The sequence below is a fragment of the Streptomyces sp. TLI_146 genome (assembly GCF_002846415.1).
GTDB lineage: Bacteria > Actinomycetota > Actinomycetes > Streptomycetales > Streptomycetaceae > Streptomyces.
In genome coordinates this window covers 7638414-7663059 of record NZ_PJMX01000001.1, presented here as the reverse complement: position 1 = coordinate 7663059, position 24646 = coordinate 7638414, and the positions used below count along the sequence as shown (strand labels likewise).

The window sequence follows — 24646 nt, the reverse complement described above, 5'->3', positions numbered from 1 at the left end:
CCCGGCGGGGAAACAGGAGCTGAACAGACGTGCCGGCCATCAGCCAGCGGATGCACCTCGTGCTGCTCACCGCATGGACCGCTCTCTGGTTCGCCGTGGTGGAGCCGAACGGCGGCTTCTCCTGGCACTATCTGCGCACAGGCGGGGAGCTGATCTACCAGGGGCCGTCCGGCGACGGCACCGGCGGGCTCAACTTGTACGCCCACCATCCCGAGCTCCAGATGGGGCCGGTCAGCTTCCTGATCGCCGGGCTGTTCAACCCGTTCCCCGACTCGACCGGGCAGTTCCTCGCCGCGGCGCTGATGTCGGTGCTCGGCCTGGTGATCGTGGTGCTGGTCGGCCGCAGCGCCGCCTGGCACTTCCTGGGCACGGGCACCAACCATCAGCGGCTGCGCCAGCGCGTCCTCATCGCGGGACTGGCCTTCATCCCGATGTGGATCGAGGTCTCGGTCCGGTTCGGCCATCTCGACGATGTGCTGGCGCTGTTCTTCACAACCCTCGCCGTGCGGGCGGTCACCCGCGGCAACGCGGCCGGAACGGGCATCTGGCTCGCCCTGGCCATGGACTCCAAACCGACCGCGCTGGGCTTCGCCATGCTGCTCTTCGCGCTTCCCCGACAGTCGTGGCTGCGGGCCGGACTGTGGTGCGCCGGGCTCGTCGCCCTGGCCTGGCTGCCGTTCTTCATCGGCAACGCGGACAGTTTCGCCGCCACCGGATTCGCGATACCCAACCAGCCCGCCTCCGCGCTGCGCTGGCTGGGCGTCGGCGACGCCGAGACCCCCGGCTGGGACCGGCCCGCGCAGGCAGCACTGAGCCTCGCGCTCGGCGGTATCGCGGTCTGGCGCAAACGCTGGACGGCCGTGGTGCTGCTCGGCGCCAACGCCCGCATCGTCCTGGACCCGAGCGTCTACACGTACTACACGGCGTCCGTCCTGCTGGGCACACTCCTGTGGGACGTGATCGGGCAGCGCCGGCTGGTGCCATGGTGGAGCTGGCTCGCGCTGATCGCCCTGTACGGCAGCGTCTTCGTCGTCCCGGACGACTCGGCACGCGGCCTGATACGTCTCGCGTTCGTGGTCATCTCCACGACGTACGTACTGGTGTGGCCGCAGCGGGACCGCACACGCAGGCGCGGACACGGGCGGCGCGGACGACGGCCTCCGGCCACCGCACACCATTCGATGCAGAGCTGATCCGACAGCAGCTCCGATCGCGCTGAGGAATCCTGTCCTTGTCATCGCTGTCACCGGCGTCAGGGCGCGGTGGTGGACGAGCGGGTGGCCGTCCTGGGCCGACGGAAGCGTGCCAGACCGCGCCTCAGCCTTCCGTGGCCGTCCCCCCGCTCCGCCCGCTCGACCACGACCGGCCCGAGTTCCCTGCCCTCGGCGGCACTCTGCCTGAGTTCGTTCGGCGTGGGCCCAAACGACCCGAGAGAGGGAGCCGGCGCAGGCACGTGGGCCCGGAGCGCGCTCGCAGTCGCCGTCGCACCGATCGCGGGGCGTTCCCACTCCGGCCTCGGTGCCGGACGGGCCGAGCGGGCGATGCTCAGGTGCTGCGCGAGATCCATGCGGTACCACAGGACCTCGTCAGGGTCCTGGGCCAGTTGCAGCCGCTCGATGATCTCCCGGACGGCGGGCGAATCCGGGCCGACCCGGGCCGGTTCGGGTCGGAGCCGGCTCAGATACGCCCGCTCGTACGGGTCCGTGACCACCTCCGCCAGATGCGCGGCGTCGAGTGCGGAGGCGATGCCCGCGGCTCGCTCCCAGGGGTCGTCGGTCTGCTGCAGCAGCATGGCGGCGCGCCGACCGCGCCAGTTGCGCGGGCGCCGGTCCTCGCCCGCGCCCAGCCGGACGAGCGTCTCCTTGGGCAGCTGACGGTCGTTGAGCAGCTCCGGATACCGAAGGGCCAGGTCGGTCAGCTCTTCGGCGAGGTAGAGCCAGACGACGGCCCTGTAGCGGTTGAGGTAGCACTTCACCGGCGTGAAGTGGCCGCCTCGGGCGAGCCGCGTGAAACGGTGGGCAGGCACGTCGAGCAGTTGCGATGCCTCCGCCGTACCCACCACGCGGACTCGTTCACGCAGGGCCTCCGGGAAGCCCTCGGCCGAGCGGATCCGCTCGATCTCCTCCTGTGCGACCCGTGGGCGCGCACCTAGGTCTTCCCGCACGGTGCGGACATGGCCGAGCTGCACAGCGAGGTCGAATTCTCCTCGTTTCAGCTCGAGTTGCTGGGCAGCCCGGCCCAAGGCGACTGTCTTTCCGGTCACTTCGGCCGTGGTCGTGGTGGTCATGAGGTCCTCCCCCGCGAGTTGCGAATACTCTCGGTGACGACCGTAACCCTCCGTTCAGACATCCCGCTCGGCCTGTGGATAACTTTCGCCGATCGGACCGTCTTCGCCGGAGAACCGCTGGTCAGAGGCCGGAAACCGGCGGGCCGGGCCGCCGTGCCGCGACGCCGAGGTGCTCACCGACACGATTGACCAGCAGCGTCATCTCGTACGCGATCTGGCCGATGTCGGCCTCGGCGGTGCCCAGCACGCACAAGCAGCTCCCGTCGCCCGCAGCCGTGACGAAGAGCACCGCCTCGTCGAACTCGACCATCGTCTGGCGCACCCGGCCGGCCCGGAAGTGGCGGCCTGACCCCTTGGCCAGGCTGTGCAGCCCCGAGGACACCGCGGCGAGGTGTTCCGCGTCCTCGCGGGGCAGGTCGGCGCTGGCGCCGGTGACCAGACCGTCGTTGGACAGGACGATGGCGTGCCGCACGTGCTCGACCCGCTTGGTCAGGTCGTCGAGCAGCCAGTCGAGTTCCTTGTTCAGTGCCATTACAGCCTCACCCCACTCATGCGTTCCCCGTTTCCCCCCAGGTCTGCGGCAAGCCTTACCCATGGTTCGCGTGGGGGCAAGCAGGGCCTCCGGGGGGCAGCGGCAGCGCTCAGCCCACTGAGTCGAGCAGCCGGGCGGTGTGAAAGCGCCCGGCGTACTCGACCAAGCGGATCAGGACCTCCTTTCCGGAGTCGCGGTCGCGGGCGTCGCACAGGACGACGGGCGTGCCCTGGTCGAGGTCAAGGGCCTGGGAGACCTCGTGGGCGCCGAAGGCGCGCGAGCCCGCGAAGCAGTTGACGGCGACGACGAACGGAATGCGGCGGTGCTCGAAGTAGTCGACGGCGGGGAAGCAGTCCTCAAGGCGGCGGGTGTCGGCCAGGACGACGGCGCCGAGCGTGCCTTGCGACAACTCGTCCCACAGGAACCAGAAGCGGTCCTGCCCAGGGGTGCCGAACAGGTAGAGCGACAGCCCCGACCGGATGGTGATGCGGCCGAAGTCCATGGCCACCGTGGTGGTCGTCTTGTGGTCGACGCCGTCGGTGTCGTCGACACTCTCGCCCGCCTCGCTGAGCAGTTCTTCGGTGCGCAGGGGCCGGATCTCGCTCACGGCGCCGACGAGGGTGGTCTTGCCGACCCCGAATCCGCCCGCGACCAGTATTTTCAGCGCGAGGGCGGGAGTGGGGTCAGAGTGCTCGGAGGCCATCGATCACTTCTCTCAGGATCTTCTCGTCGGGCAACTGCGCGGGCGGTACGGGCCGGTGCACGCTGATGTGCCCGGCTTCGAGGAGGTCGCCGATGAGGACCCGGACGACCCCGACCGGCAGATCCGCGTCGGCGGCCAGCTCGGCGACCGACTGGGTCTCCGTCCGGCACAGGGTGAGCAGGGACCGGTGTTCGGGCCCCAGCAACGACTCCTCGGCGAGGCCCGGGGCGTCGGCGGCCATCGAGACCAGGGCGATGAAGTCGAGCCGGATGCCGCCGGCGGCCGGCTCGGTGCGGCCGCCCGTCATGGCGTAGGGGCGGACGAGCGGACCCGCGTCGGCGTCGTACCAGCGGCTTCCCGCCGGCGCCGGGGCGGCCTCCTCGTGCTCGGTCATGGGGTGTGACGTCCCTTGTCGTCCGGTCAACCAGCGGCCGGGGGCCGCGCGGTGTGCCGGGGTGGGGTGTGCAGATGCTCGCCGACACGCCTGACGAGGCGGGCCATCTCGTAGGCGATGAGGCCGATGTCCGAGGTGAGGGTGCTCAGCACGGCGAGGCAGGAGCCGTCCCCCGCCGCGGCGACGAAGAGGAAACCTTCGTCCATCTCGACCATCGTCTGTCGCACACCTCCGGTGTGGAAGTGGCGTCCGGCTCCCTTGGCGAGACTGTGGAACCCCGAGGCGACGGCCGCGAGATGCTCGGCATCCTCACGGCTGAGGCCGTTGGACGAGCCGACAGCCAGTCCGTCGTTGGACAGGACGACGGCGTGCCGGACCTCTCCGACCCGCAGGACCAGGTCGTCGAGCAGCCAGTCGACTTCCCCGGCGCGGAGCGGGGAGTCGAGCCTCTGGTGGTCGATCATGCGTGGTCTCCTTCGCTCGGTTGGTCGCCACCGCAGGCGTCTTCGGCGGCGGAAGGGCCGCTGGTGGTGCGGTCGGTGTCAGCGTCGGCCTCAGGGACGCGAATGGCTGTGTCCTGGGCCGCGCCGGCATGGGAGGCGCCTCCACGGGCCCAGCCGCCCATGTAGGCCGTCATGCGGTCCCGGACCTGCTCCGGGGTGCGCGTGTCGGCGGATTCCTCAGTCGGCGGTTGCTCGGCGGGGGCCTCGCGCAGCTGGGGGGCAAGACTCGCCTGGCGTACGCGGCGCGGAAGTCCGTCGCCATGAGCGCTGTCGGGGGCGACAGTCCGGGCCCGCTGACGCAGCGTGGCCACACCGGGCGGTGATGTCGGCACCGTCGCGGGCGCGGTCGTCGCGCGCGTGGATGGAGTTTCGACCGGGGCGACGAGGGTGGGGCGCACCGCGATCGACGCGGTGGACTCGGTCCGGCTGGGGCTCTCCAGGTGATCGTCGTCTGCCGGTTCGGGCCGAAGGCCTGGCGCCGGGGCGAGCGGTCTGCGTCCTTTCCCTCGCACGGCAGTGGGCGCCCTGCCATCACGCTCGGCGGACCTGGCAAGGGGTACCCGCTCCGTGTCGAGCCCGGAGCGCGTTGTCTGTCGGGCGACGGCGGTGATGGCACTGTCCAGCAGCCCCGTCGGCAGAAGGACGACGGCAGTGGTGCCGCCGTACGGCGAGGTACGCAGCTGGACCTTGATGCCGTGCCGTGCGGCGAGCCGGCTCACCACGAAGAGGCCGAGGCGGTCAGTGTCGAAGAGGTGAACGGCTTCGGAGTGCTCGATCCGGTGGTTCGCCTCGTCGAGGCTCTCTCTGCCCATGCCAAGCCCCCGATCCTCGATCTCCAGGGCGTAGCCGTTGCCGACGGGTTCGCCGCTGACACGCACCTTGGTGTGGGGCGGCGAGAACTGCGCGGCGTTCTCGACGAGTTCGGCCAGCAGATGGGTGAGGTCGGCGACCGCGCCTCCGGTGACAGCCGCTTCGGGAAGCTGGCGTACCTCTACGCGCGCGTAGTCCTCGACTTCGGACACCGCCGCCCGTACGACGCTGGTGAGCGGGACGGGCACGCTCCAGGCACGCCCGGGGGCGGCCCCGGACAGGATGATCAGGCTCTCCGCGTGGCGGCGCATCCGGGTGGTGAGATGGTCGAGGCGGAACAGGTCGCCAAGCTCCCCCGGGTCCTCGGCACGGCGTTCCATGCTGTCGAGAAGGTTGAGCTGCCGGTGGACGAGGACCTGACTGCGGCGGGCGAGGTTGACGAAGACCCCCGAGATGCCGCTGGCGAGTTCGGCGCGTTCCACGGCGGCGGCCAGCGCCGCCCGATGGACGGTGCCGAGCGCCTCCCCGACCTGGCCGATCTCGTCCTCGGACACCGGGCCCTGCGGCGCCTCGGCCTCGACGTCCAAGTCTTCGCCCGCCCTCAACCGGCCCATGGCGGCCGGGAGTTTGCGCCGCGCGATCTCCAGGGCCGTATTGCGCAGGCTGACCAGCTCGACGACGAGGCCCCGGCCGATCCGGACGGAGATGACCAGGGAGGCGGCCACGGCCACCAGTCCGAACAGGACGGCCGACCCGGCCGGGGTGAGCAGGCCTCGGGCGAACGGATCGGCGCGGCCCACGACATCGCGCGCGGCACCGGACTCGATGTCGCGCATGCCCTTCTGAACCGCGGTGAGCGCGTCGTCCCAGGAAGCCTCCGGTACGGCCTGGGCCGCGTCGCGTCCGGGCGCCGCGGCCAGCACCTTGTCCTCGGCGGCGCGGAGCGCGGTGTACGCGGGCTGCCCGCTCAGAGTGCGCCAGGCATCGTGTTCCGCGCCGCTGAGGTCGGCTGTGGCGGCGTCGGTGAGGGTGCGGCGCGAGTCGACAGCACCGGCGAACGCGGTGTGATGGGCAAAACTGAACGTGCGCGCGAGCTGCGCCGAACTGAGCAGGGCATCCTCACGGGCCAGCATCTCCGCCGCGCGGCTGAACTCGTGAACCACGCGCGCGTCGGAGCCGAGTGAGCCGTCCTTGAGGCCGGTGAGCGCACCGGTTACGTCGGAGGCGAGCGCGATGGTGTCGGTGTACTGCTGGTAGACGGTGTCCCAGCCCGCCTTGCGACCGAGGGCACTCGCCCGCAGGGCCGGCAGTTGCTGGGCACGGGACACGAACTGCCGCAGCCGGTCGGCCGCGCCGCCCGGAAGGTCGCCCTCGTCCGCGACGGTGTTCTTGTCGCCGAGGCGTAGCTGAGCGAGCGCGCCATCGGTGCGCTTGGCCTGCTGGGTGAACGCGGCCGCACGGTCGTCGGCCGGAGCGGCCAAGTACCTGACTGCCGAGCGCCGTTCGGCCTGGAGCTCGGCGACCGCCGCGGCCACGGGCGTACGCACCTGCTCGTCGATGCGGCGCAGCTGGCGCAGGGCCGAGACGTCCTGCGCGGTCGTGACGGTGGCGAATCCCCAGAGGGCCAGCAGCGAGACGACCGGAACCATCAGCAACGACACGATCTTGGCTCGGACGGTCGTCGGGCGCAGCCGCCCGCGCAGCCCCGACTCCACCGGCTCACCCGGCTGCCCTGATTCCGGGCGCGCACGGAACGCTCGCTCATACGCCCCGGGACCCTCGCCCCGGCCTGCCTCTGCGGAGTCGTACTCGGCAGCGGGCGGGCCGGCGTGCGCGCGTCGGCCGCGTGCGGGTGAGGGTGCCGGGGGAAGCGGCCCGGGGGCGGCGCCCGGGGCCTTGCGGGGTGTGCGCACGGATCGCCTCGCTTACGGGAACGGTTCTGCAAAAAATCTGGGAACGGCTGTTCTGTGACCGGAACTTCGGGCCATGAGCGGTCGTTGTGGAGAGTGGATGGGCGAGGGGTGAAACGGGGTCAGAGGGGGCCGGATGTGCGCATGCGCTCAGGGGTGCTCGCGTCGCGTGGGGAAGCGGCGGGTGGCGCGTTCAGGTCCGTGAGTTCGGCGGAGCGGTAGGCGCTGCGCTCCCCTGCGGTGGGCGAGAGCGCGACGAAGGCGGAGGTGATGAAGAGATAGGAGCCGAGACCGACCGCGAGGGGGAAGATGAACTGCATGGCCGTCGCTCCCGGCAGATCTGCGCCGGACGGAGTGACGTGCACACTCACGGCGATCATGCCGGTGTAGTGCATGCTGCTCACGGCCGCACCCATGACCAGGGCCGCGACTGCGACAGCGGCAGGCGACTTGATGTTGAGTCCGGCCCATAGGGCTGCGGTGGCCGCGACGACCGCGATGAGCACGGAGAGACCTACGAGCGCGGGGTCGTAGTGGATCTGGCCGTGCAGTCGCAGGGCCGCCATGCCGAGGTAGTGCATGCTGGCGACACCGAGGCCGGTGGTGAGGCCGCCCAGGAGCAGGGCGCGGGTGCGGTCCTTGCCGTAGCCGACGGCGAAGACACCGGCACCGACGACGAGCATCGCGACGAGAAGGCTGAGGAGGGTGAGTGGCACGTTGTAGTGAATGTCCGTGCCGGTGACGGCGAAGCCGAGCATGGCCACGAAGTGCATGGTCCAGATGCCGGTGCCGATCGCGGACGCTGCCGTGACAAGCCAGTTGCGGCGGGAGCGGCCGGTCGCCGAGAGCGCCCTGACGGTGCAGCGCAGCCCGAGGGCGGCGCCGATACAGGCCATCACGTACGACAGCACGGGGGTCAGCCAGCCGAAGGCGGCGTGGTCCAGGTGTCCCATGGCCCCGGGACGCTAGTCCGGCCGGGGGCGCACGGCAGGGGCGCATTTCGAAAGCCGTTGAAAATTGACACAACTAGGCCCCTGAACGATCGTGCCGAGTTCGAACATGCGCACCGAGGACTTGTTTCAGCCAGACGAGTCAGCGGTGGACCGTTCGAGCCTGTGCGAGATCATGGGCATATGGCCGATGACCACATGCACGTTCAGGAATTCTTCGGCGCTCGCGCAGCGGGCTGGGACAGCCGCTTTCCGGACGACGGGCCGGCGTACGCGGCGGCGGTCGCGGAGCTGGGACTGCGCCCCGGAGACGCCGTGCTCGACGCCGGGTGCGGGACGGGCCGCGCACTGCCGCGGCTCCGGGACGCGGTAGGCCCCGGGGGCACGGTGCTCGGCCTCGACCTGACGCCTGAGATGCTGGAAGCGGCGGTACGGGCCGAGCGCGACCGGGCCGGGTGTCTGGCGCTCGGCGATGTGACCAGGCTGCCTCTGCGAACCGGGGTGCTGGACGCGGTGTTCGGGGCGGGGCTGATCTCACACCTTCCGGAACCTGAGGCGAATCTCCGGGAGTTGGCGCGGGTGGTACGGCCGGGTGGGCGGTTGGCGCTCTTCCACCCCATCGGACGCGCGGCCCTCGCCGCACGCCAGGGGCAGCAGATCACACCGGACGACCTCCGGGCGGAGCCACAGCTGCGGCCGCTGCTCGCGGGGGCGGGCTGGCGGATGGTGTCGTACGTGGACGAGGACGCGCGCTTTCTGGCGATTGCTGTGCGGGAGGGGTGACGGGGGTGGGGGGAGGGAGGGGGGGAGGGCCCCCTCCCGTACGGCTGACGCTTCCGGCAGTACGGCTTACAGTTCCGGCAGTTCCGCTCACGACGCCTGGCGACAGCCGGCCGAAGACCTGCTGACGCCGCCACCCACCACCGCGCTGATGAAGGCCTGGGGGTTGTCGAACATGATGTTGTGGCCGGCGTTCGGTACGACCTCGATGTGGACGCCCGACGCGGTCAGTTCCTCGCGGCCGGAGAGGTCGTTGTCGATGCCGCCGACCAGGTAGGTGCGGTCGATCGGCAGGCCCATCAAGAGGTGTCGCATGGTGGGCTGGGTGCCGCGTACCAGGCCGAGGGCGGTGCGGTGCAGGGCGAGCGGGTCGGCGAGCCTCATCGTCGCCGCCCACAGCGGGCCGATGCGGTCGAGGACGGCCGCGAAGCCGCCGCCGTGGACGAAGTCGTCCTCGGTGTAAGTGGCGATGCCGCTGCTTCCGGCCGTCGGGACGGGGTGGGGGTCGAGGTTGGCCTCAGTGAGTACCAGGCGGGACACGAGGTCGGGGCGGCGGGCGGCGAGCACGATGGCCACGGCGCCGCCCATGCTGTGCCCGGCGATGTCGGCTCCGGCGACGCCTGCCGCGTCGAGGGCGGCGGCGAGGGCGTCCGCGTGTTCTTCCAGGCTGTAGCCGAAGTCGGCCGGGCGGTCGCTGATGCCGTGGCCGGGCAGGTCCACGAACAGTTGCCTGCGGGCGGCGAGGCGGGGGTCGGCGGCGGTGTGGGCGTGGTAGACGGTCGATGCTGAGCCGAGCCCGTGTACGTACACGAGGGGCGGCTGGGCGGGGTTCGGGCCGCGCTCGTCGCGACCCGCCTGCGGGCGCCCCGTCTGCGGGCGACCGGTCTGCGGGCGACCGGTCTGCGGTCGACCCTGCGTCCGGCTCGCCTCGTCGAGTCGTTGTGCCTCGATCAGCTCCTCCGGCTCAGGCAGCCCCTCCGAGCCCGGCAGCTGCCCGGACACCGATAGCCCCGCCGACTCGGTCCAGCGAATCTGGCTGCCCTGCTTGTCGAATGCCGTCTGTCGCACGGTTCCGTCCCCCGTTCTGCTCGTGCCTGTCAGGCACTCCAGCCGCTTGCTTCGGTTCGGCGACTATACATCGGCCACGATGTATAGCGACACCGATGTACAGCGTGCATGCGGCAGAATGCGGGCATGCTTGAGCTCGCCATCCTGGGATTTCTGTACGAAGCGCCGCTGCACGGCTATGAGCTGCGCAAACGGATCACCGCGCTGACCGGGCACGTACGCCCTGTCGCCGAGAGCACGCTCTACCCTGCGATCAAGCGGCTGGAGAAGGCGGGGCTGCTGGCGAGGGAGACACAGCCCGGCGCGGTGGCGGCGCCCCGCCACACGCTCACGCTCACCGCCGAGGGCAGGGCGGAGCTGGTGCGGCGGCTCGCGGAGCCCGAGCAGGTGGAGATCACGGATGAGAACCGGTGGTTCACACTGCTGGCGTTTCTGCGGCACCTGCCCGAGCCCGCCCGGCAGGCCGAGGTGCTGCGACGACGACTGAGCTTCCTCGAAGAGCCCGCGAGTTTCTTCTACGAAGGCGAACGACCGCTCAGCGCGGAGGAGTTGGACGACCCGTTCCGACAGGGGATTCTCACCGTGGCCCGGGCCACGAGCGCGGCGGAGTTGAAGTGGCTGCGCGCCACCCTCCGTTCGCTCAGATCGACCGAGCCGGGCGGCGCGGCCGATACGACCGGCGCGAAGGGAGCCTCCGGCTCGAACCGTTCGACCGGCGCAACGGGGTAGCGCGGCCGGACCCGCTCGTAAGCCGTTCACGGTCGGCACTCGCTGACGGTTCACATCAGCGGTTCACGTCAACCGACCCGTTACGACCCCTATCTGTCACCAGGTTGTCAACTCTAGCTTGAGAAAGGCACGTTGATTGGTACCTGGTGAGCGCACCTGTGAGGAAGGCGGTCCGGATGTTTCGTATGTTCGGCAGATTCCGGAAGCCGGAGCGGCGCGAGCCCGTGCGGCAGCACAACATCTTCGAGGCCGCCGCCGCCTACGTCGCGGCCTGCGCGGACGACGACCAGGAGGCGCTCGACGAGGCGGTCGGGTGGGTGTCGCCGGAGGCGATGTCCTTCGGGGTTCGGGAGCTGGCGTGCCGGGCGCTCATCGCGCTGGCGCGGGAGCGCGACGAGTCGCCGCAGGCCGTCGCGCGCTCGCTGATGGGGTTGCCGGTCGCCTGACCTCGTACCGGCTGGGTGCCGCAAACCCTCGACGATCGGGTTACCGACTGGTTATGGTGCGCCGACGAGCGATCCGAAGGGGAGGGTTCCGTGACCGGGACGGACGAGGCGGCGGCTGCCACAGCCGCAGCCGACGCGGTCGATGACGACGCGCTGTATGTGCTCACGGCGGTGTTGCTCACGCCCGCGCAGTTCCCCAGCGTGCTCGGTGACGACTTCCCGGAGGCGTGCGCGACCCTCGGCCTCGAACCGTACCCGGGCGGCTACGGCCTGGTCCTCGGCCAGGACGGGAGCGGCGCCCGTTGGACCGTGGTCGTCGACGACGTCTCGCTGGTCGCGGTGGCGATCGCGTCGTGGGACTGCGGGATGGAGTACGACTTGTCGCCGGGCGAGCGTACGGTGGTGGCCGCGCTGCCCGGGTGGCCGCTGGAACTCGCCGTCGCCGCGCCCGGAGTGGCCCCGCCGCACGATCCCGAGCCGGAGCCGGACGAAGACGGCACGGTGCGCCCGCCGCTCACCCCGCCCGACACGAGCGTGTGGGGCTCCCCGCAAAGGCGCCTCGGCGCGGACGAAATCGCCCTTCAGTGGGCGATGTGGCGCGGGCAGATAGCCGACGACCAGGACGAGGACGGCGACGAGGAGCCGGAGCCGACGGCATCCGCGGAGTCACCGGCCGCGACCCCGCGTGATGCTGCGGATGGATCCGCGGATGCCGCGCTGGAAGCCCCTGCGGACGCCGCAGGGGCCGCCGACCCGTCGACCTCAAACACCCTGGGGCCCCCGGAAACCTCGGAAACCGAAACCTCCGAAGCCCCGGAAGCCCCGGAAGCCCCGGAAGCCCCGGAAGCCCCGGACGAGTCCAACACCGACTCCTCCGACCCCTCCGCCGACCCCGACGACCTCAACGCGCGCGTAGCGCGAGTTCTCGACGAGGTACGTCAGTACCTCGACTCCCCTCCCCCGCTCGGGCGTGTCCGGTCGAGCTTCGCGCCGGGTGGGGCGCGGATGTTGCGGGCCGACGGTCCTGGGTGGTCGATCGTTGCCAGGACCGACGACATCGCGTTCGTGCTGCTGGACGACGAGCCGGGCGAGGTGACGCCGGTGGGGCGCGGGCCCAAGTTGCCGGGGCTCCTGGAAGCCCTGGACGCGATCGCCGTACGGCCCTCCTGAGCCGCGCCCGCGACGCCGCGCGCGCCCCCGTTCCCCTCACCCGCCCCCGACAGGCTCGGTCAACAGCGCCGCCATCGCCGTATCGGGGTCGGTGTGGCGCCGGAGCGCGGACAGTTCGGTGCGCCATGGCGCGTCCCAACCCGTACGCGCCCCCGCTGCCCGTACAAGGGCCATCGCCAGCAGTCCGGCGGACGGCGTGCCGCGTTCCCGCAGCATGCGGGCGGTGCGGAGCGTCGCCTCGGCGTGGCGGACGGGTGTGGCTCCGAGGCTGAACCCGCTCAGGTCGGGCAGCCGGCCGGGGTGGTTCTCGACCAGCCGTAGCGCCTTTGCCCAGCGTTTGGGCGCGGGGTCGGCGCGCCGGAGTGCGGCCCACGCGGCGTCCAGCGCGAGGCGCGCGGCCTCGTGCAGCAGCCCGGCGTCCTCCAGAGCGGCCGCCATCGCGTCGGCGCGGCGCATGTCCACGTACGAGCCGTAGCCGGAGCTGACCGCGTCGGCGCATCTTTCGAGCCGTCGCAGGGCGTCTCGCCTCACGTGCTCTGTGCTCGAATTCGCTGTCGCTTTGTCGACGAGCGCGCCGAGAACCTGCCCCAGAACGTCAGTCGGCGGACGCCCCATCGCGACGTCAGCGCCCTCACCAATCTCACCGATCGCACCGTTCTCACCAATCGCCGCGATCCCCGCAATCGACGCGTGCCACACCTTCTGTGGCCGCCCCTCCGCGACCGCGGCCTCAGCCAGCGCGTGGGCCGCGTCCCGCATGGCGGGGCCCTCCCCCACGATCCGCCCGTGCAGAGTGGCGCAGGCCGCCGCGGCGCTGTCGTCGTCGCCCTCGCGGACCACGCGCGCGAGGAACGCGATGTACGCGGCGGACGTCACGGACCGCGTGATGACCGCGTCCCGGACGGCCGGTTCGCGCGTCCCCTCCAGCAGTCGGCGGGAGACGTCGTCCCGGTCCGCGAGCCGCAGCAGGAACGGGGCGATCGCGGCGCGTACGTCCCGGTGCTGGTGCGGCTGGTCCCACGCCTCCAGCAGTGCCGTGTCGGCGCCCTCCCCGCCCAGGGCCCCGAGCGTGCGGGCCGCCTCCTTGCGGGAACCAACCGGCGATGTCGGGGCGTTGAGAAGGGGGATGAGCAGTGCGACCGCTTGGCCGTCCGGCGCTTCGGCCAGGAGGGAGCGCAGGGAAGCGACGGCTGCGCGGCCGCGCACGCCGCCGGTTCCGGCGTGCCGCAGCAGCGTGGCCAGAAGCTCCGGCGCGGCCGGACCGCTCTCGCCGAGGGCGGTGAGGGCGGCTGCCGCGACCGGCTGGGGTGCATGTTCGGCGAGGGGGTGGAGGTGAGCGGGTGAGCGGAGCTGGGCCGCCGCGTCGGCGCGGACGCGCATCGGCGCACGCTCGTCGGTGGCGGCCGCCGCCAGCAGTTCGTACCACTGGCGGCGTTCCTTCGGCTGCCAGCGTCCGGTGGCTCCGGCTCTCGGCCGGGGTACCCATGCCCCACCTCGCGGCCGGACCCTGCCGCGCAGCCCCCGACTGTCGCCCGCTTCCACGGCTGTGCGGGCCGAGGCGAGGACGGATGCGAGCAGATCGGTGCGGCGTTCGGTGATCGTCGTCAGCACTTCGGCGACGGCGGCGAACGACGGGTCCGCTGCGATCAGCTGGGCGCAGCGGTCCTCCCGGACACGGGCTGGAGTCACCCACACGGCGGCTGCGCGGGCGGCGGCCCGGGGGTCGTCGTACGTGAGCGCGGTTCGGTGCATCAGGGCGTCGGCGTCCGGCAGTTCGGTGAGGTGAGAGGCGAGCAGCTCGGCCAGCGCGATCCGCACGGCCGGGTCCTCGGAAGCCTCGCCGGACGGGGTTGCCGTCGCCCAGATGTGGCGTGCCGTCGGCAGGTCGACGCGCAGCGGACCGTACGAGCCACGGTGACGCGGGTCCGTGACAACCTGGCAGAGGAGCCGGGCGGCGGTCGCGGCGCGCCGCCAGTCGCCGCGTGCGGCGGCGCTCTCCGTCGTGCGGCGCAGCAGCGACGCGGCGGCGGCGAGCGTCTCCGCCTTGGAGTCGCGGGACTGGACGGTCGTCAGTGTGGCGTCCCGCAGTACCTGTTCGGGTAGGGCGGCCAGCAGTCGCGCGGTGGTTCCCGTCAGTTGTCGCAGCGTATGGCGCCGTACCTCTTCCTGGTCGTGCCAGGCCCGTTCGCAGCTCAGCGCGATGCGGGCGAACTCGTGCGGGTCACCTTTGAGTTCGGCGCAGGCCAGTAGTGCGGGCCAGGCGTACACGCGCTGGTGTATCCGGTGGTGGGAGGCCTGTTCTCGCAGGATCGGTTCGGCGTCCGCGAGGGGCAGGCCGACGGCCACGGCGATGAGATGGACCGGGCGTCGCTTCCAGCGTTCGAGGCGTGCCTCACTGAACTCGGCGCGGTCGGCCGGTTCGAGGGCGGCGAGGGCGGCCAGCGGGACGCGGTGCCCCGCGCTGCCCGCCCGTTCGGCGACGAGCCGTCGCCGTTCGGCCGGGGGCAGCAGCGCGAGCAGCGGGTCGGCCGCGACCTCCTGCCGTCCCGGTGCGCGCAGATGGCCGCCGCCGGCGCGGCAGCGGGTGGCCAGTTCGACGAGGTCGGGTTCTGACAGGGATCGGAGTGCGGCGACGGTCGTCCTGGCCAAGGGGCCCGCCGGTACGGTCAGTTCGAAGGGTCCGGGTTCCTCCCCCGGTGGAACGGGCGGGAGGGCGCGAAGGCCCCGCAGGACGTCGAGGAGTTCGGCGGGGCGTCGCAGGAGGGCGACGGCCGCGCGTTCCCCGATGAGCCGGGGCGCGTCGCGCAGCAGCGCCAGGCCCGCCGCCGGGTCGCGTTCCGCGACGACGGTGGCGACGAGCTTCCTGCCCTGGGCATAGCGATAGGTGTACGGACCGTCGGCCGCGCTTCGATCAACGGGCAAGGCGATTTCGGGCGGGCAACCGGGAGGGGCTCACATGGCGGACGGCGAAATCCAACAGCACGGCGTGGAAGTGGTGTGCCGGGCAGTGGGGCGGGTGGTCGGCGGGCGGGCCGAGGTGGCCGATGACCACTGGGGTGGCGAGTCGGCGGTGATCCGGCTCGACGCCGAACAGTTCGGCCCCGAGGCGCTGTTCGGCCTGGCGGACTTCTCCCATCTGGAGGTCGTGTACCACTTCGACCGGGTGGCGCCCGAGAAGGTCGAGTCGGGTGCGCGCCACCCGCGCGGCAACCCCGACTGGCCTCTGGTCGGGATCTTCGCCCAGCGCGGCAAGAACCGCCCGAACCGGCTCGGCGTCTCGCGCTGCCGTGTGGTGAGGGTGGAAGGGCTGGACGTCCACGTCACCGGCCTGGACGCGGTGGACGGCACTCCGGTGCTGGACATCAAGCCGTACATGGCGGAGTTCGGCCCACGCGGCGAGACGGTTCAGCCGGAGTGGTCCACGGAGCTGATGCGGGACTACTACGCGGGCGAGCCGGAGCCCGGGAGCGGCCTCGACGGCTGAGGGCCGGACCGCTGGGGCCGGGCGCGGCCAGGCCCGCACCCGCACCCGCACCCGCACCCGCACCCACGCTCAACCCCGAGCCACTCCCAGCCTCATGCGGCCCAGCCCGAGCCCCACACCCAGCCCCAGACCCCGCCCCACCCTCAGCGCAGTTCCTTACGGCTGATGTGGCGCAGCCTGCGGCGCTGGCTCGGGTCCAGCATCAGATAGGCCACGACGGGCACCCCTATGAGCACCAGCAGCGCCGGCAGGAATCCGATCAGCGGGATCAGGATGAGTCCCACCGCCACTCCACCGGCGGCGATCATCGCGCGCTTCGACATGTCCGTCGCCTCCTTCGCGGCCGCTGCTGCTGCCGCTCTCTGTCCAGGGAACGCGTGGCCGCGTCCTCCGGTTCCCGGCCACGTGTCCGCTTCCGCGCGGTACGCCGACCGTCTGCTTCCACTATGCGGCAGGGCAGCCGTGTGGCGGCCGGCCACGGCGCAGTCGCGCGCCCCGGTCTCACGGCGCGGCAGCTACGCCGCACCGCTCCGGCGCAGCGGCGCTCCCACCGCGTGCATGTGCCCCAGGGCCTGCCGATAGGAGTCGATCAAGGAGGTCTCCGCGTACGGGATGCCGACGGCCCGGCAGTGGGCGCGGACCAGCGGCTGGACGAGCCGCAGGTGGGGGCGGGGCAGATTCGGGAAGAGGTGGTGCTCGATCTGGTAGTTCAGTCCGCCGAGGAACCAGTCGGTGAGCGGTCCGCCACGTACGTTGCGCGAGGTGAGGACCTGGCGGCGCAGATGGCCCCAGCCGTCGTCGTCGGCGTCGGGCATCTCCATGCCCTTGTGGTTGGGCGCGAAGGTCATGCCCAGGTGGAGCCCGAAGAGGGCGTGGTGCAGCAGTGCGAAGGCCAGCGCCTTGCCCGGCGAGAGCACGGCCAGCAGCAGGCCCGCGTAGGCGGCGAGGTGCACCAGGAGGAGCGTGCCCTCGGCGGCCCGCTCCCGCCGGGGCTGCCTGCGCAGGTCCTGGAATCCGTACACCTTGAGGGCGATGCCTTCGAGCAGCAGCATCGGGAAGAACAGCCGGGCCTGGTTGCGGGTGAGCCAGCGGGCGAACCCCTCTCGGCGCTCGGCCTGCTTCTCGGTCCACACCAGCGCGCCGACGCCGACGTCCGGGTCCTTGTCGACGTGGTTGGGGTTGGCGTGGTGGCGGTTGTGCTTGTCGTTCCACCAGGCGTAACTCATGCCGAGCAGCAGGTTGCTGTGGAGCAGGCCGATGGTGCGGCCCGCGTGGCGGCCGCGGGTTATCTGGGCGTGGCCCGCGTCGTGGCCGAAGAACGCGGTCCGGGCCCAGAACACGGCGAGCGGCACGGCGTACAGCAGGGTCCACCAGGTGTCGCCGGTGAGCGCCATCGCGGTCACGGTCACGGCGAGGGCGAGGAGGTTGACGGCGATGCCCCTCGCGTACCAGGCGGTGCGCCGCTCCAGCAGCCCCTGCCCTTTCGCCTCTTTCAGGAGGGGTGCGAACTCGCTGCCCCGTCCGGCGGGGCGCGGTGGCGCGAGCAGGGTGGCGCCCGCGCCACTCCGGGCATTCGCAGGGGCCTGGGGCATGGCCTGGGGCATCGTAGGTCTCCGGTCGTTCGTCTCCCGCAGTCACCTGCGCTGACCTCATGAAACGTACGAATCAGGGGCCCTTGGCCACCATGGCGCCACCACCCGGGCCGGACGGGGGACTGCCCCGGAGGCATGGTGGTGCTGGCTCCACCCCGGCGGGCGGGAGAGAGCCCAGTCCGCGCATCGAGTGATACAGATCACGGCGCGCATTCGCCCGGTCGCGGCGCGACCGGTGTACCCTCGGCGATTCCGGAACCGCAGTAGTCAAGTTTGAGGAATGTGTCATCGCCGTACACAGGCTCCCCGCGCCCACACCCTCCGAAATCGACGAACTCGCCCGCTGCCACGTCACCTTCCTGCCCGCCGACCCCGCCCGGCTCGGCCGTATCGCCTTCTGGAACACCGACGGCTCCGCCCCGCAGGCCTTCTCCGACCGCGTCGAGGAGCCTGCCGAGGAGCTGACCGTGGCGGGGGCCGACGCCGACGCGTACGCGGTGCGCGCGGTCCTGCTGCCCGTACGCGACGCACTGCCCGTCCTGACCAGGGCCCGGCCCCGCGCCGACGCCTCGCGGGCCGCCGCCTTCTGGGGGACGGCCGCGCTGCGCGCGCTGCAACTCGCCGCGCGCGGCCTGCTGTTGCCCGGCCTCACCGCCACCGACCACGACGCGTGGCGGATCGGGCCGCTGGGCGCCGACGAGCTGGAGCGCGTCCGTGAGCTGGCGGCCTCGATGCCGCCCGAGGCGCACGCGGTACCGCTCGACACAGGTGGCGAACCGTTGCTGCTGCCCGAGCCCGAGGTGCTGGTACGGCAGTTCCTCGACGCGGTCGCGGACGGGCTTCCGCGTACGCCCGCCGCCGCCCTGGCGACCGGCTCCCCCGCCTTCGCGGCGGACCCGCCCCAGCGGCTGCCCGAGCAGCGCGCCTGGGCCGCGGAGGTGGCCGCCGGGCACGACGCGGGCGTGCGGATCTCGCTCCGCGTCGAACTGCCCGGCCTGGAGTCGGCGGACCCGGACGCGGCGGGGCCGGTCTTCCGGGCCGTGCTCCAGCTGCACAGTGTGAGCGACCCCGCGCTGGTGGCGGACGCGGCCGAGGTGTGGGGCGAGTCCGGTCCCGCCGCCGGTGCGTTCGGCCCGCACGCGCGGATGGACGCGCTCCTCGCGCTGCGTCGCGCCACGCGCGCGTGGGCGCCGCTCGCACCGCTGCTCTCGGCCGCCGTGCCGGACGCGATCGAGCTGGCCGACGAGGAGGTGGGCGAGCTGCTCGGCGGGGCCGCGCGCACCCTCGCCGCGATCGGCGTCCAGGTGCACTGGCCCAAGGACCTCGCGCGGAAGTTCACCACGCGCGCGGTGATCGGGCCCGTACCGGACGGCGCGGAGCGGGGCACCTCCGGGGCGCAGCCGGACAGCACGCAGTCCGCTGCCCCCTCCACGCTCTCCACGGACGCCCTGCTCGCCTTCGAGTGGTGGTTCGCGCTCGGCGACACCCAGCTCACGCGCGCGGAGCTGGACCAACTGGCCGAGGCCAGCCGCCCGGTGGTGCGGCTGCGCGACCAGTGGGTCCTGATCGACCCCGAGGAGGTCCGGCGCGCCCGCGCGGCGCAGGACCGCAAAGTGACCCCGGTCGACGCGCTGAGCACGGTCCTGACCGGCTCGACGGAGGTCGACGGACGCCGGGTGGACGTCGAGGCGTCGGGCTGGCTCGCGGGCCTGCGCGACCGCCTCGCCGACCCCGAGGGCGCGCGTGAGGACGCCGTGGAGCAGCCCGCCGCGCTCGCCGCGCGGTTGCGCGACTACCAGCTGCGGGGCCTCAACTGGCTGGCCGACATGACCTCGCTCGGCCTCGGCGGCTGTCTCGCCGACGACATGGGCCTCGGCAAGACGATCACCCTCATCGCCCTGCATCTGCACCGCCAGAGCGATCCGGCGACCGCCGGTCCCACGCTCGTGGTCTGCCCGACGTCCCTGATGGGCAACTGGCAGCGGGAGATCGAGAAGTTCGCGCCGGGCACGCCCGTGCGCCGCTTCCACGGCTCCGCGCGGCGCCTGGAGGGCCTGGCGGACGGGGAGTTCGTCCTCACCACGTACGGGACGATGCGGCTCGACGCCGCGAAGCTCGGCGAGGTGGCGTGGGGCATGGTCGTCACGGACGAGGCGCAGCACATCAAGAACCCGTACTCGGCGACCGCCCGCCAGCTGCGCACCATCGGCGCCCGCGCGCGCGTGGCGCTCACCGGCACACCCGTCGAGAACAACCTCTCCGAGCTGTGGGCGATCCTCGACTGGACGACGCCGGGGCTGCTCGGCCGCCTCGGTACGTTCCGTACGAAGTACGCAGCGGCCGTCGAGGGCGGCAAGGACCCGGCGGCGGCCGAGCGGCTGTCGCGCCTGGTGCGCCCGTTCCTGCTGCGGCGCCGCAAGACCGACCCGGGCATCGCGCCCGAGCTGCCGCCCAAGACGGAGACCGACCGGGCGGTGTCGCTCACCAAGGAGCAGACGGGTCTGTACGAGGCGGTGGTGCGCGAGACCCTCGCGGAGATCTCGGGCGCCGACGGCTTCGAGCGGCGCGGGCTGGTGGTGAAGCTGCTCACCGCGCTGAAGCAGATCTGCAACCACCCAGCGCAGTACCTCAAGGAGGAGCAGCCGCGCATCGCGGACCGCTCCGGCAAGCTGGAGCTGCTCGACGAGCTGCTGGACACCATCCTCTCCGAGGATGGTGCGGTGCTGGTCTTCACCCAGTACGTGCAGATGGCGCGGCTCATCGAGCAGCATCTGGCCGCGCGCGGGGTCGCCACGCAGTTCCTGCACGGCGGTACGCCCGTGGAGCAGCGCGAGCGGATGGTGCGGCGCTTCCAGGACGGTGAGGTCCCGGTGTTCCTGCTGTCGTTGAAGGCGGCGGGCACCGGCCTCAACCTCACCCGGGCGGGCCATGTCGTCCACTACGACCGCTGGTGGAACCCGGCCGTCGAGGCACAGGCCACCGACCGCGCGTACCGCATCGGCCAGACCCAGCCGGTGCAGGTCCACCGGCTGATCGCGGAGGGGACGATCGAGGACCGCATCGCCGAGATGCTGACGCGCAAGCGGGAGCTGGCGGACGCGGTCCTCGGCACGGGCGAGTCGGCCGAGGCCGCGCTGACGGAACTGTCCGACGCCGAGCTGGCGGATCTGGTGGCACTGCGAGGGAGCGGGCGATGAGCGGGTACGGGGATCTCTCGGAGGAGCACGTGTACGGGGACGGCGCCGAGGAGCGCACCTTCGCGGCGCTGCCGCCCACGCACGGGCGCGGTTTCGCCCAGACGTGGTGGGGCCTGGCGTGGCTCAAGGCCCTTGAGGACACGGCGCTCGACGGCCAGCAGCTGAAGAGGGGCCGCCGCTACGCGCGCGAGGGCGCGGTCGGCGCGGTGTCGGTGCGCCCGGGGCGGATCACCGCGGTGGTGCGCGACCGGGACGGCACCTCCCACCGCAGCGACGTGGTGTGGCAGCGGCTCTCCGACGACGACTGGGACCGTTTCCTCGGCATGGCCGCGGAGCGGGCGGGGCACATCGCGGCGCTCCTCGACCGTGACATGCCCCCGCACCTGGTGGAGGACGCGGCGACGGCCGGGGTGGAACTCCTGCCGGGCATAGGCGACCTGGAGCCCGAGTGCACCTGTGAGGCGTGGGACCACTGCCCCCACACGGCGGCGCTCTGCTACCAGGTGGCGCGGCTCCTCGACCAGGACCCGTTCGTCCTGCTCCTCATGCGGGGCCGGGGCGAGCGGGCGCTGCTGGCGGACCTGGAGGAGCGCAGCGCGGCGCCCCGCTCCACGGAACCGGAAGTTCCGGCCGGGGTGCCGGCCGCCGAGGTCTTCGCGGCGCGGGACATCGTGCCGCCGCTGCCCGGGGTGCCCGGGATACCGGCCGAGGCGGGGGCGCCGCCGCACCTGGACACGGAGGCCGCCCCCGAGCCCGGCGTCGATCCCGCGGCGCTGGAGTTCCTGGCGGCGGACGCGGCACGGCGGGCACGGGAGATGCTGGCCGAGGCGCTGGCGCCGGGCCACGAACTCCAGCCACTGCCGACCGATCTGACCGATCGTCAGGACGCGGTACGTCTGGCGGCGGGCTGTGAGGACGGGCGGATCGCGGGTCGGCTGGCGGCGGGTTCCGGACGGCGACCGGCCGAGCTGGACCTGGCCGTACAAGCGTGGCGGTACGGCGGCGCCGCCTCCCTCTCCGTACTGGAGGAGGAGTGGACCCCCGGCCCGGAGGCCCAGGCCCGCGCCGGGGACGCGCTGGCGCGGGCCTGGCAGGACGAGGACCGGCCCGTGCTGCGCGCCTCCGGGGCGAACCGCTGGACGGTCGTCGGGGGCGGCGCGCAGCTGCGGCTCGGACGGGACGGCCGGTGGTGGCCGTACCGCAAGGAGCGCGGGGCGTGGGTACCGGCGGGGCCCGCTGACCCGGATCCGGGGGCGGTGCTGGAACGGTAGGGGTGCGGGGGTGGGGGCCTATGTCCTGGGAGGCGCCCCGCGGTTCGGTTCCCCACCCGCCCTGATCTCGTAGACCGGCGTGCCGTCGCCGGTTCCGTCCGCCGCCGACGGGAGTATGCCGCCGGGGATCTCGGTGGGCAGATCCGGCACCTCCGGCAGGTCGCTCGGCACTTCCGTGGGAAGCCCTGACGGAAGGTTCGACGGAAGGTTCGTGGGCAGTTCCGAGGGCAGCTCAGTCGGGATCCCGCTCGGAAGGCTCAGCGACGGCGTCGGGGCCGGTTCGCTCGTCGGGGTCTTCGTCGGTTTGCCGTCGGCCCCGTCGCCGCTGCCGTTCACCACCAGCACGATGGCGACGACGGCCGCGGCGGCCACCACGACCGCGAGCAGTATGAAGACGCCCCGGCGGCCCCCTGCGGCCGGTGGGTCCGGGGGCGGCGGCGTCGGGGGCTGCCAGTCGGGGGGACCGAAGCCCCCGCCCGGCGAGGACGGCGGCCCGGGTGGGCGCGGAGGTACGGGCGGCGTGGCCATAGCCTCCAGAGTCGGCCCGAAACGGTTCATCTCGCGACCCCTGGCCGGAATTTACGCCAAAGTCGGTCAGTCGCGGCGCTTGCCGCAGCCGCCGCGTACGCGGGGGCGCGCCGTCCCGCGCCACGCGCCGCCGCTGCCCTTCCACGCCCCTACACCGCGCCGTACCGTAACCTCGGCGAGGTTCTTGCCGGTTGAACGTGACGTATCGACGCATTGACGACGTGCACACGACACGACATTCAGGAGCTCCGTTGCCCGTGGACCGCCGAAGACTCCTCCAGGGCGCCGCCGCCACCGTGGCCGCGGGCGCGCTCTTCCCCGCGACGCGTGCCGAGGCCGCCGCCGACACCGACTACCCGGGCGCGCACTGGGTCCCCGCCTCGGACGCCAACTGCACCGTTTCCCAGCGTCCCTTCACTTATGCGGTCGACCGGGTGATCATCCATGTCACCCAGGAGTCGTTCAACACCACGCTCCAGATCTTCCAGAACCCGGCGAAGAAGGTCTCCGCGCACTACGTGGTGCGCTCCGCCGACGGCTATACGGCGCAGATGGTGCGCGAGCACGACATCGCCTGGCACGCGGGCAACTGGAACTACAACACCCGCAGCGTCGGCATCGAGCACGAGGGATGGGTGGACCAACCCGCCTATTTCACCGACGCGCTGTACGAGGAGTCGGCGCGGCTGACCGCCTCGATCTGCGACCGGCACGGCATCCCCAAGGACCGGGAGCACATTATCGGCCATTACCAGGTCCCCGGCACCGACCACACCGACCCGGGGCCGAACTGGGACTGGGTGCGCTACATCCGGCTGGTCAACTTCGCCTGACGCGGCCCGGCCCGAGCCCCGACGGGGCGGGGATGCGCCGAGGGTGTGCGGGACGCCTTGCCGGGCGCGCCCGGCGGGCCGACGATGGACCGGTCCCCGCCCGCCCCGCCCGCCCGGAGGCCCAGTTGACCGATACCCGGTACGAGTCCTGGGTCGCCCTGGAGGCCGGGGCCGACCCCGCCGAGCGGACCGGCGAGCTGCGCCGCGCCCATGACGCGTTCACCTCGGCCGGACGGGTGGTCCGGCCCGTACGCCCACTGGTGGCCGCCTCCTGGCGGCGCTCGGCGCGGGCCCGGGTGAACCCGGACGGCACGGCCGGTGTGGAGCTGTGCGACGACGAACTGGCCGGGTACCGGGAGGGGCATCCGCTGGCCCGGGCGATGCCGGTGATCCGGGAGCTGATGGACTCGTACGCCAAGGACGGCGAGCATCTCGTCGCCGTCTGCGACGCCCACGGACGGCTGCTGTGGGTGGAGGGCCACCCGGGGACCCGGCGCAAGGCGGGCGCGATGAACTTCGTACCGGGCGCGCGGTGGGCGGAGTCGGCGGTGGGCACCAACGCGCCGGGCACGGCGCTCGCCGAGGACCGACCCGTACAGGTCTTCTCCGCCGAGCACTTCCGGCGCCCGGTGCACCCCTGGACGTGCGCGGCGGCCCCGCTGCACGACCCGCGCACGGGGCGGCTGCTCGGCGCGGTGGACATCACCGGCGGCGACGGCCTGGCGCATCCGCACAGCCTGGCGTTCGTGCAGGCGGTGGCGCGGGCGGCTGAGTCGGAACTCGCCCTGCTCGCCCCGCCGCCCACCGGCGACACCATCGAGCTGAGCGCCCTCGGCCGGGACGAGGCGCTGCTGGTCGCCGCCGGACGCAAGGTCCGCCTCAGTCGCCGCCACAGCGAACTGCTGGTGCTGCTCTCCCGCCACCCCGAGGGTCTGACGGGTGATCAGGTACTGGTCGACATGTACGAGGACGAGTCGGTGACCCCGGTGACGGTCCGCGCCGAACTCTCCCGGCTGCGCCGCCTGCTGGGCCCCGACCTCCTCTCCTCCCGCCCGTACCGCCTCGCCCTCCCCATCGACACCGACTTCGACATGGTCGCCCGCCGCCTGGGCTCGGGTGCGGTCGCGGCGGCGATGGGCGCGTACGCGGGCCCGCTGCTGCCCACCTCGCAGGCGCCCGCCGTGGTACGGATACGGGCCCGCCTCGCCGGACAGCTGCGCGCGGCCCTGATCGAGCGCGGCGATCCGGGGCTGCTCGCGGACTGGGCGCGCAGCCCGTGGGGCGAGGAGGACGTGAGCGTGTGGCGGGCGCTGGTGGCGGCGCTGCCGGAGTGCCGGCGGGGGCCGGCGCTGGCGAGGGTGCGGGAGCTGGACGGGGCGCTGGGGGCGGGGTTCGCGGGAAGCATGTGAGTGCCGTCGAACCTCGCAACCCGGCCGCAACGTGGACTTCCCTAGCCTCC

The 24646-nt window shown here is 72.6% G+C and carries 22 protein-coding genes; 10 read left to right on the top strand and 12 right to left on the bottom strand.

Annotation, left to right across the window (positions count from 1 at the left end):
- Window positions 1–50: 50 nt before the first annotated feature.
- Window positions 51–1193, top strand: coding sequence for a hypothetical protein (locus tag BX283_RS34100; protein WP_101392743.1), 1143 nt, complete (start codon window positions 51–53; stop codon window positions 1191–1193).
- A gap of 59 nt (window positions 1194–1252) precedes the next feature.
- Here the strand turns inward: BX283_RS34100 and BX283_RS34095 are convergent, their stop codons facing one another.
- The 7 genes from BX283_RS34095 to BX283_RS34065 all read right to left on the bottom strand — a co-directional run bounded on the left by BX283_RS34095 (window position 1253) and on the right by BX283_RS34065 (window position 8092).
- Complete coding sequence (locus BX283_RS34095) at window positions 1253–2287, bottom strand: DUF6397 family protein (protein ID WP_143676527.1); 1035 nt, start codon at window positions 2285–2287, stop codon at window positions 1253–1255.
- A 121-nt stretch (window positions 2288–2408) separates the two neighbouring features.
- Window positions 2409–2819 carry a roadblock/LC7 domain-containing protein gene (locus BX283_RS34090; RefSeq protein WP_101391259.1) on the bottom strand — a complete coding sequence of 137 codons (411 nt, stop codon included), beginning with the start codon at window positions 2817–2819 and terminating at the stop codon, window positions 2409–2411.
- A 109-nt stretch (window positions 2820–2928) separates the two neighbouring features.
- Window positions 2929–3522 carry an ATP/GTP-binding protein gene (locus BX283_RS34085; protein WP_101391258.1) on the bottom strand — a complete coding sequence of 198 codons (594 nt, stop codon included), beginning with the start codon at window positions 3520–3522 and terminating at the stop codon, window positions 2929–2931.
- Window positions 3503–3916 (bottom strand): DUF742 domain-containing protein, encoded by a 414-nt coding sequence (locus BX283_RS34080; protein ID WP_101391257.1) that lies wholly within the window; start codon window positions 3914–3916, stop codon window positions 3503–3505. Before BX283_RS34080 ends, BX283_RS34085 begins: the two co-directional genes overlap by 20 nt.
- 26 nt (window positions 3917–3942) lie before the next feature.
- Window positions 3943–4380: a roadblock/LC7 domain-containing protein gene (locus BX283_RS34075; protein WP_101391256.1), complete on the bottom strand. Its 438-nt coding sequence runs from the start codon at window positions 4378–4380 to the stop codon at window positions 3943–3945.
- On the bottom strand, window positions 4377–7142 hold the full coding sequence (locus BX283_RS34070) for a nitrate- and nitrite sensing domain-containing protein (protein WP_101391255.1): 2766 nt from the start codon (window positions 7140–7142) through the stop codon (window positions 4377–4379). Before BX283_RS34070 ends, BX283_RS34075 begins: the two co-directional genes overlap by 4 nt.
- 119 nt (window positions 7143–7261) lie before the next feature.
- On the bottom strand, window positions 7262–8092 hold the full coding sequence (locus BX283_RS34065) for an MHYT domain-containing protein (RefSeq protein WP_101391254.1): 831 nt from the start codon (window positions 8090–8092) through the stop codon (window positions 7262–7264).
- Between the two features lie 180 nt (window positions 8093–8272).
- Between BX283_RS34065 and BX283_RS34060 the strand changes: the two genes are divergently transcribed.
- Complete coding sequence (locus BX283_RS34060; protein WP_101391253.1) at window positions 8273–8872, top strand: class I SAM-dependent methyltransferase; 600 nt, start codon at window positions 8273–8275, stop codon at window positions 8870–8872.
- A gap of 87 nt (window positions 8873–8959) precedes the next feature.
- Here BX283_RS34060 and BX283_RS34055 read toward each other — a convergent pair whose 3' ends face one another.
- Entirely contained in the window at window positions 8960–9937 is a 978-nt protein-coding gene (locus BX283_RS34055; RefSeq protein ID WP_306822835.1) for an alpha/beta fold hydrolase, read from the bottom strand.
- A 126-nt stretch (window positions 9938–10063) separates the two neighbouring features.
- Here BX283_RS34055 and BX283_RS34050 point away from each other — a divergent pair, with 126 nt between their 5' ends.
- The 3 genes from BX283_RS34050 to BX283_RS34040 all read left to right on the top strand — a co-directional run bounded on the left by BX283_RS34050 (window position 10064) and on the right by BX283_RS34040 (window position 12282).
- Complete coding sequence (locus tag BX283_RS34050; RefSeq protein WP_101392741.1) at window positions 10064–10666, top strand: PadR family transcriptional regulator; 603 nt, start codon at window positions 10064–10066, stop codon at window positions 10664–10666.
- Window positions 10667–10851: 185 nt separating this feature from the next.
- The gene (locus tag BX283_RS34045) at window positions 10852–11112 is read left to right on the top strand and encodes a hypothetical protein (RefSeq protein WP_257584057.1); all 261 of its coding nucleotides are present in this window, start codon (window positions 10852–10854) and stop codon (window positions 11110–11112) included.
- A gap of 90 nt (window positions 11113–11202) precedes the next feature.
- Complete coding sequence (locus tag BX283_RS34040; RefSeq protein ID WP_101391252.1) at window positions 11203–12282, top strand: hypothetical protein; 1080 nt, start codon at window positions 11203–11205, stop codon at window positions 12280–12282.
- Between the two features lie 36 nt (window positions 12283–12318).
- Here BX283_RS34040 and BX283_RS34035 read toward each other — a convergent pair whose 3' ends face one another.
- On the bottom strand, window positions 12319–15204 hold the full coding sequence (locus tag BX283_RS34035) for a hypothetical protein (protein ID WP_101391251.1): 2886 nt from the start codon (window positions 15202–15204) through the stop codon (window positions 12319–12321).
- A 34-nt stretch (window positions 15205–15238) separates the two neighbouring features.
- Between BX283_RS34035 and BX283_RS34030 the strand changes: the two genes are divergently transcribed.
- Entirely contained in the window at window positions 15239–15766 is a 528-nt protein-coding gene (locus BX283_RS34030) for an SAM-dependent methyltransferase (protein ID WP_101391250.1), read from the top strand.
- Between the two features lie 143 nt (window positions 15767–15909).
- Here the strand turns inward: BX283_RS34030 and BX283_RS34025 are convergent, their stop codons facing one another.
- On the bottom strand, window positions 15910–16089 hold the full coding sequence (locus BX283_RS34025) for a hypothetical protein (RefSeq protein WP_101391249.1): 180 nt from the start codon (window positions 16087–16089) through the stop codon (window positions 15910–15912).
- 192 nt (window positions 16090–16281) lie between these two features.
- Window positions 16282–17370, bottom strand: a complete 1089-nt coding sequence (locus tag BX283_RS34020; RefSeq protein WP_373979322.1) for a fatty acid desaturase — start codon at window positions 17368–17370, stop codon at window positions 16282–16284.
- A 275-nt stretch (window positions 17371–17645) separates the two neighbouring features.
- On the opposite strand from BX283_RS34020, the gene BX283_RS34015 reads away from it, so the two are divergent.
- Both BX283_RS34015 and BX283_RS34010 read left to right on the top strand, forming a co-directional pair.
- Window positions 17646–20555 carry a DEAD/DEAH box helicase gene (locus tag BX283_RS34015; protein WP_101391248.1) on the top strand — a complete coding sequence of 970 codons (2910 nt, stop codon included), beginning with the start codon at window positions 17646–17648 and terminating at the stop codon, window positions 20553–20555.
- Window positions 20552–21826: an SWF or SNF family helicase gene (locus tag BX283_RS34010; protein WP_101391247.1), complete on the top strand. Its 1275-nt coding sequence runs from the start codon at window positions 20552–20554 to the stop codon at window positions 21824–21826. Before BX283_RS34015 ends, BX283_RS34010 begins: the two co-directional genes overlap by 4 nt.
- Window positions 21827–21844: 18 nt before the next feature.
- Here BX283_RS34010 and BX283_RS40870 read toward each other — a convergent pair whose 3' ends face one another.
- A complete protein-coding gene (locus BX283_RS40870) occupies window positions 21845–22354 on the bottom strand; it encodes a hypothetical protein (protein WP_257584056.1) in 510 nt (169 codons plus the stop codon).
- A gap of 257 nt (window positions 22355–22611) precedes the next feature.
- Between BX283_RS40870 and BX283_RS34000 the strand changes: the two genes are divergently transcribed.
- Together BX283_RS34000 and BX283_RS33995 are read left to right on the top strand one after the other, a co-directional pair.
- Entirely contained in the window at window positions 22612–23187 is a 576-nt protein-coding gene (locus BX283_RS34000) for an N-acetylmuramoyl-L-alanine amidase (RefSeq protein WP_101391246.1), read from the top strand.
- 125 nt (window positions 23188–23312) lie between these two features.
- The gene (locus tag BX283_RS33995; protein ID WP_257584055.1) at window positions 23313–24596 is read left to right on the top strand and encodes a GAF domain-containing protein; all 1284 of its coding nucleotides are present in this window, start codon (window positions 23313–23315) and stop codon (window positions 24594–24596) included.
- The last annotated feature ends 50 nt before the right edge of the window (window positions 24597–24646 follow it).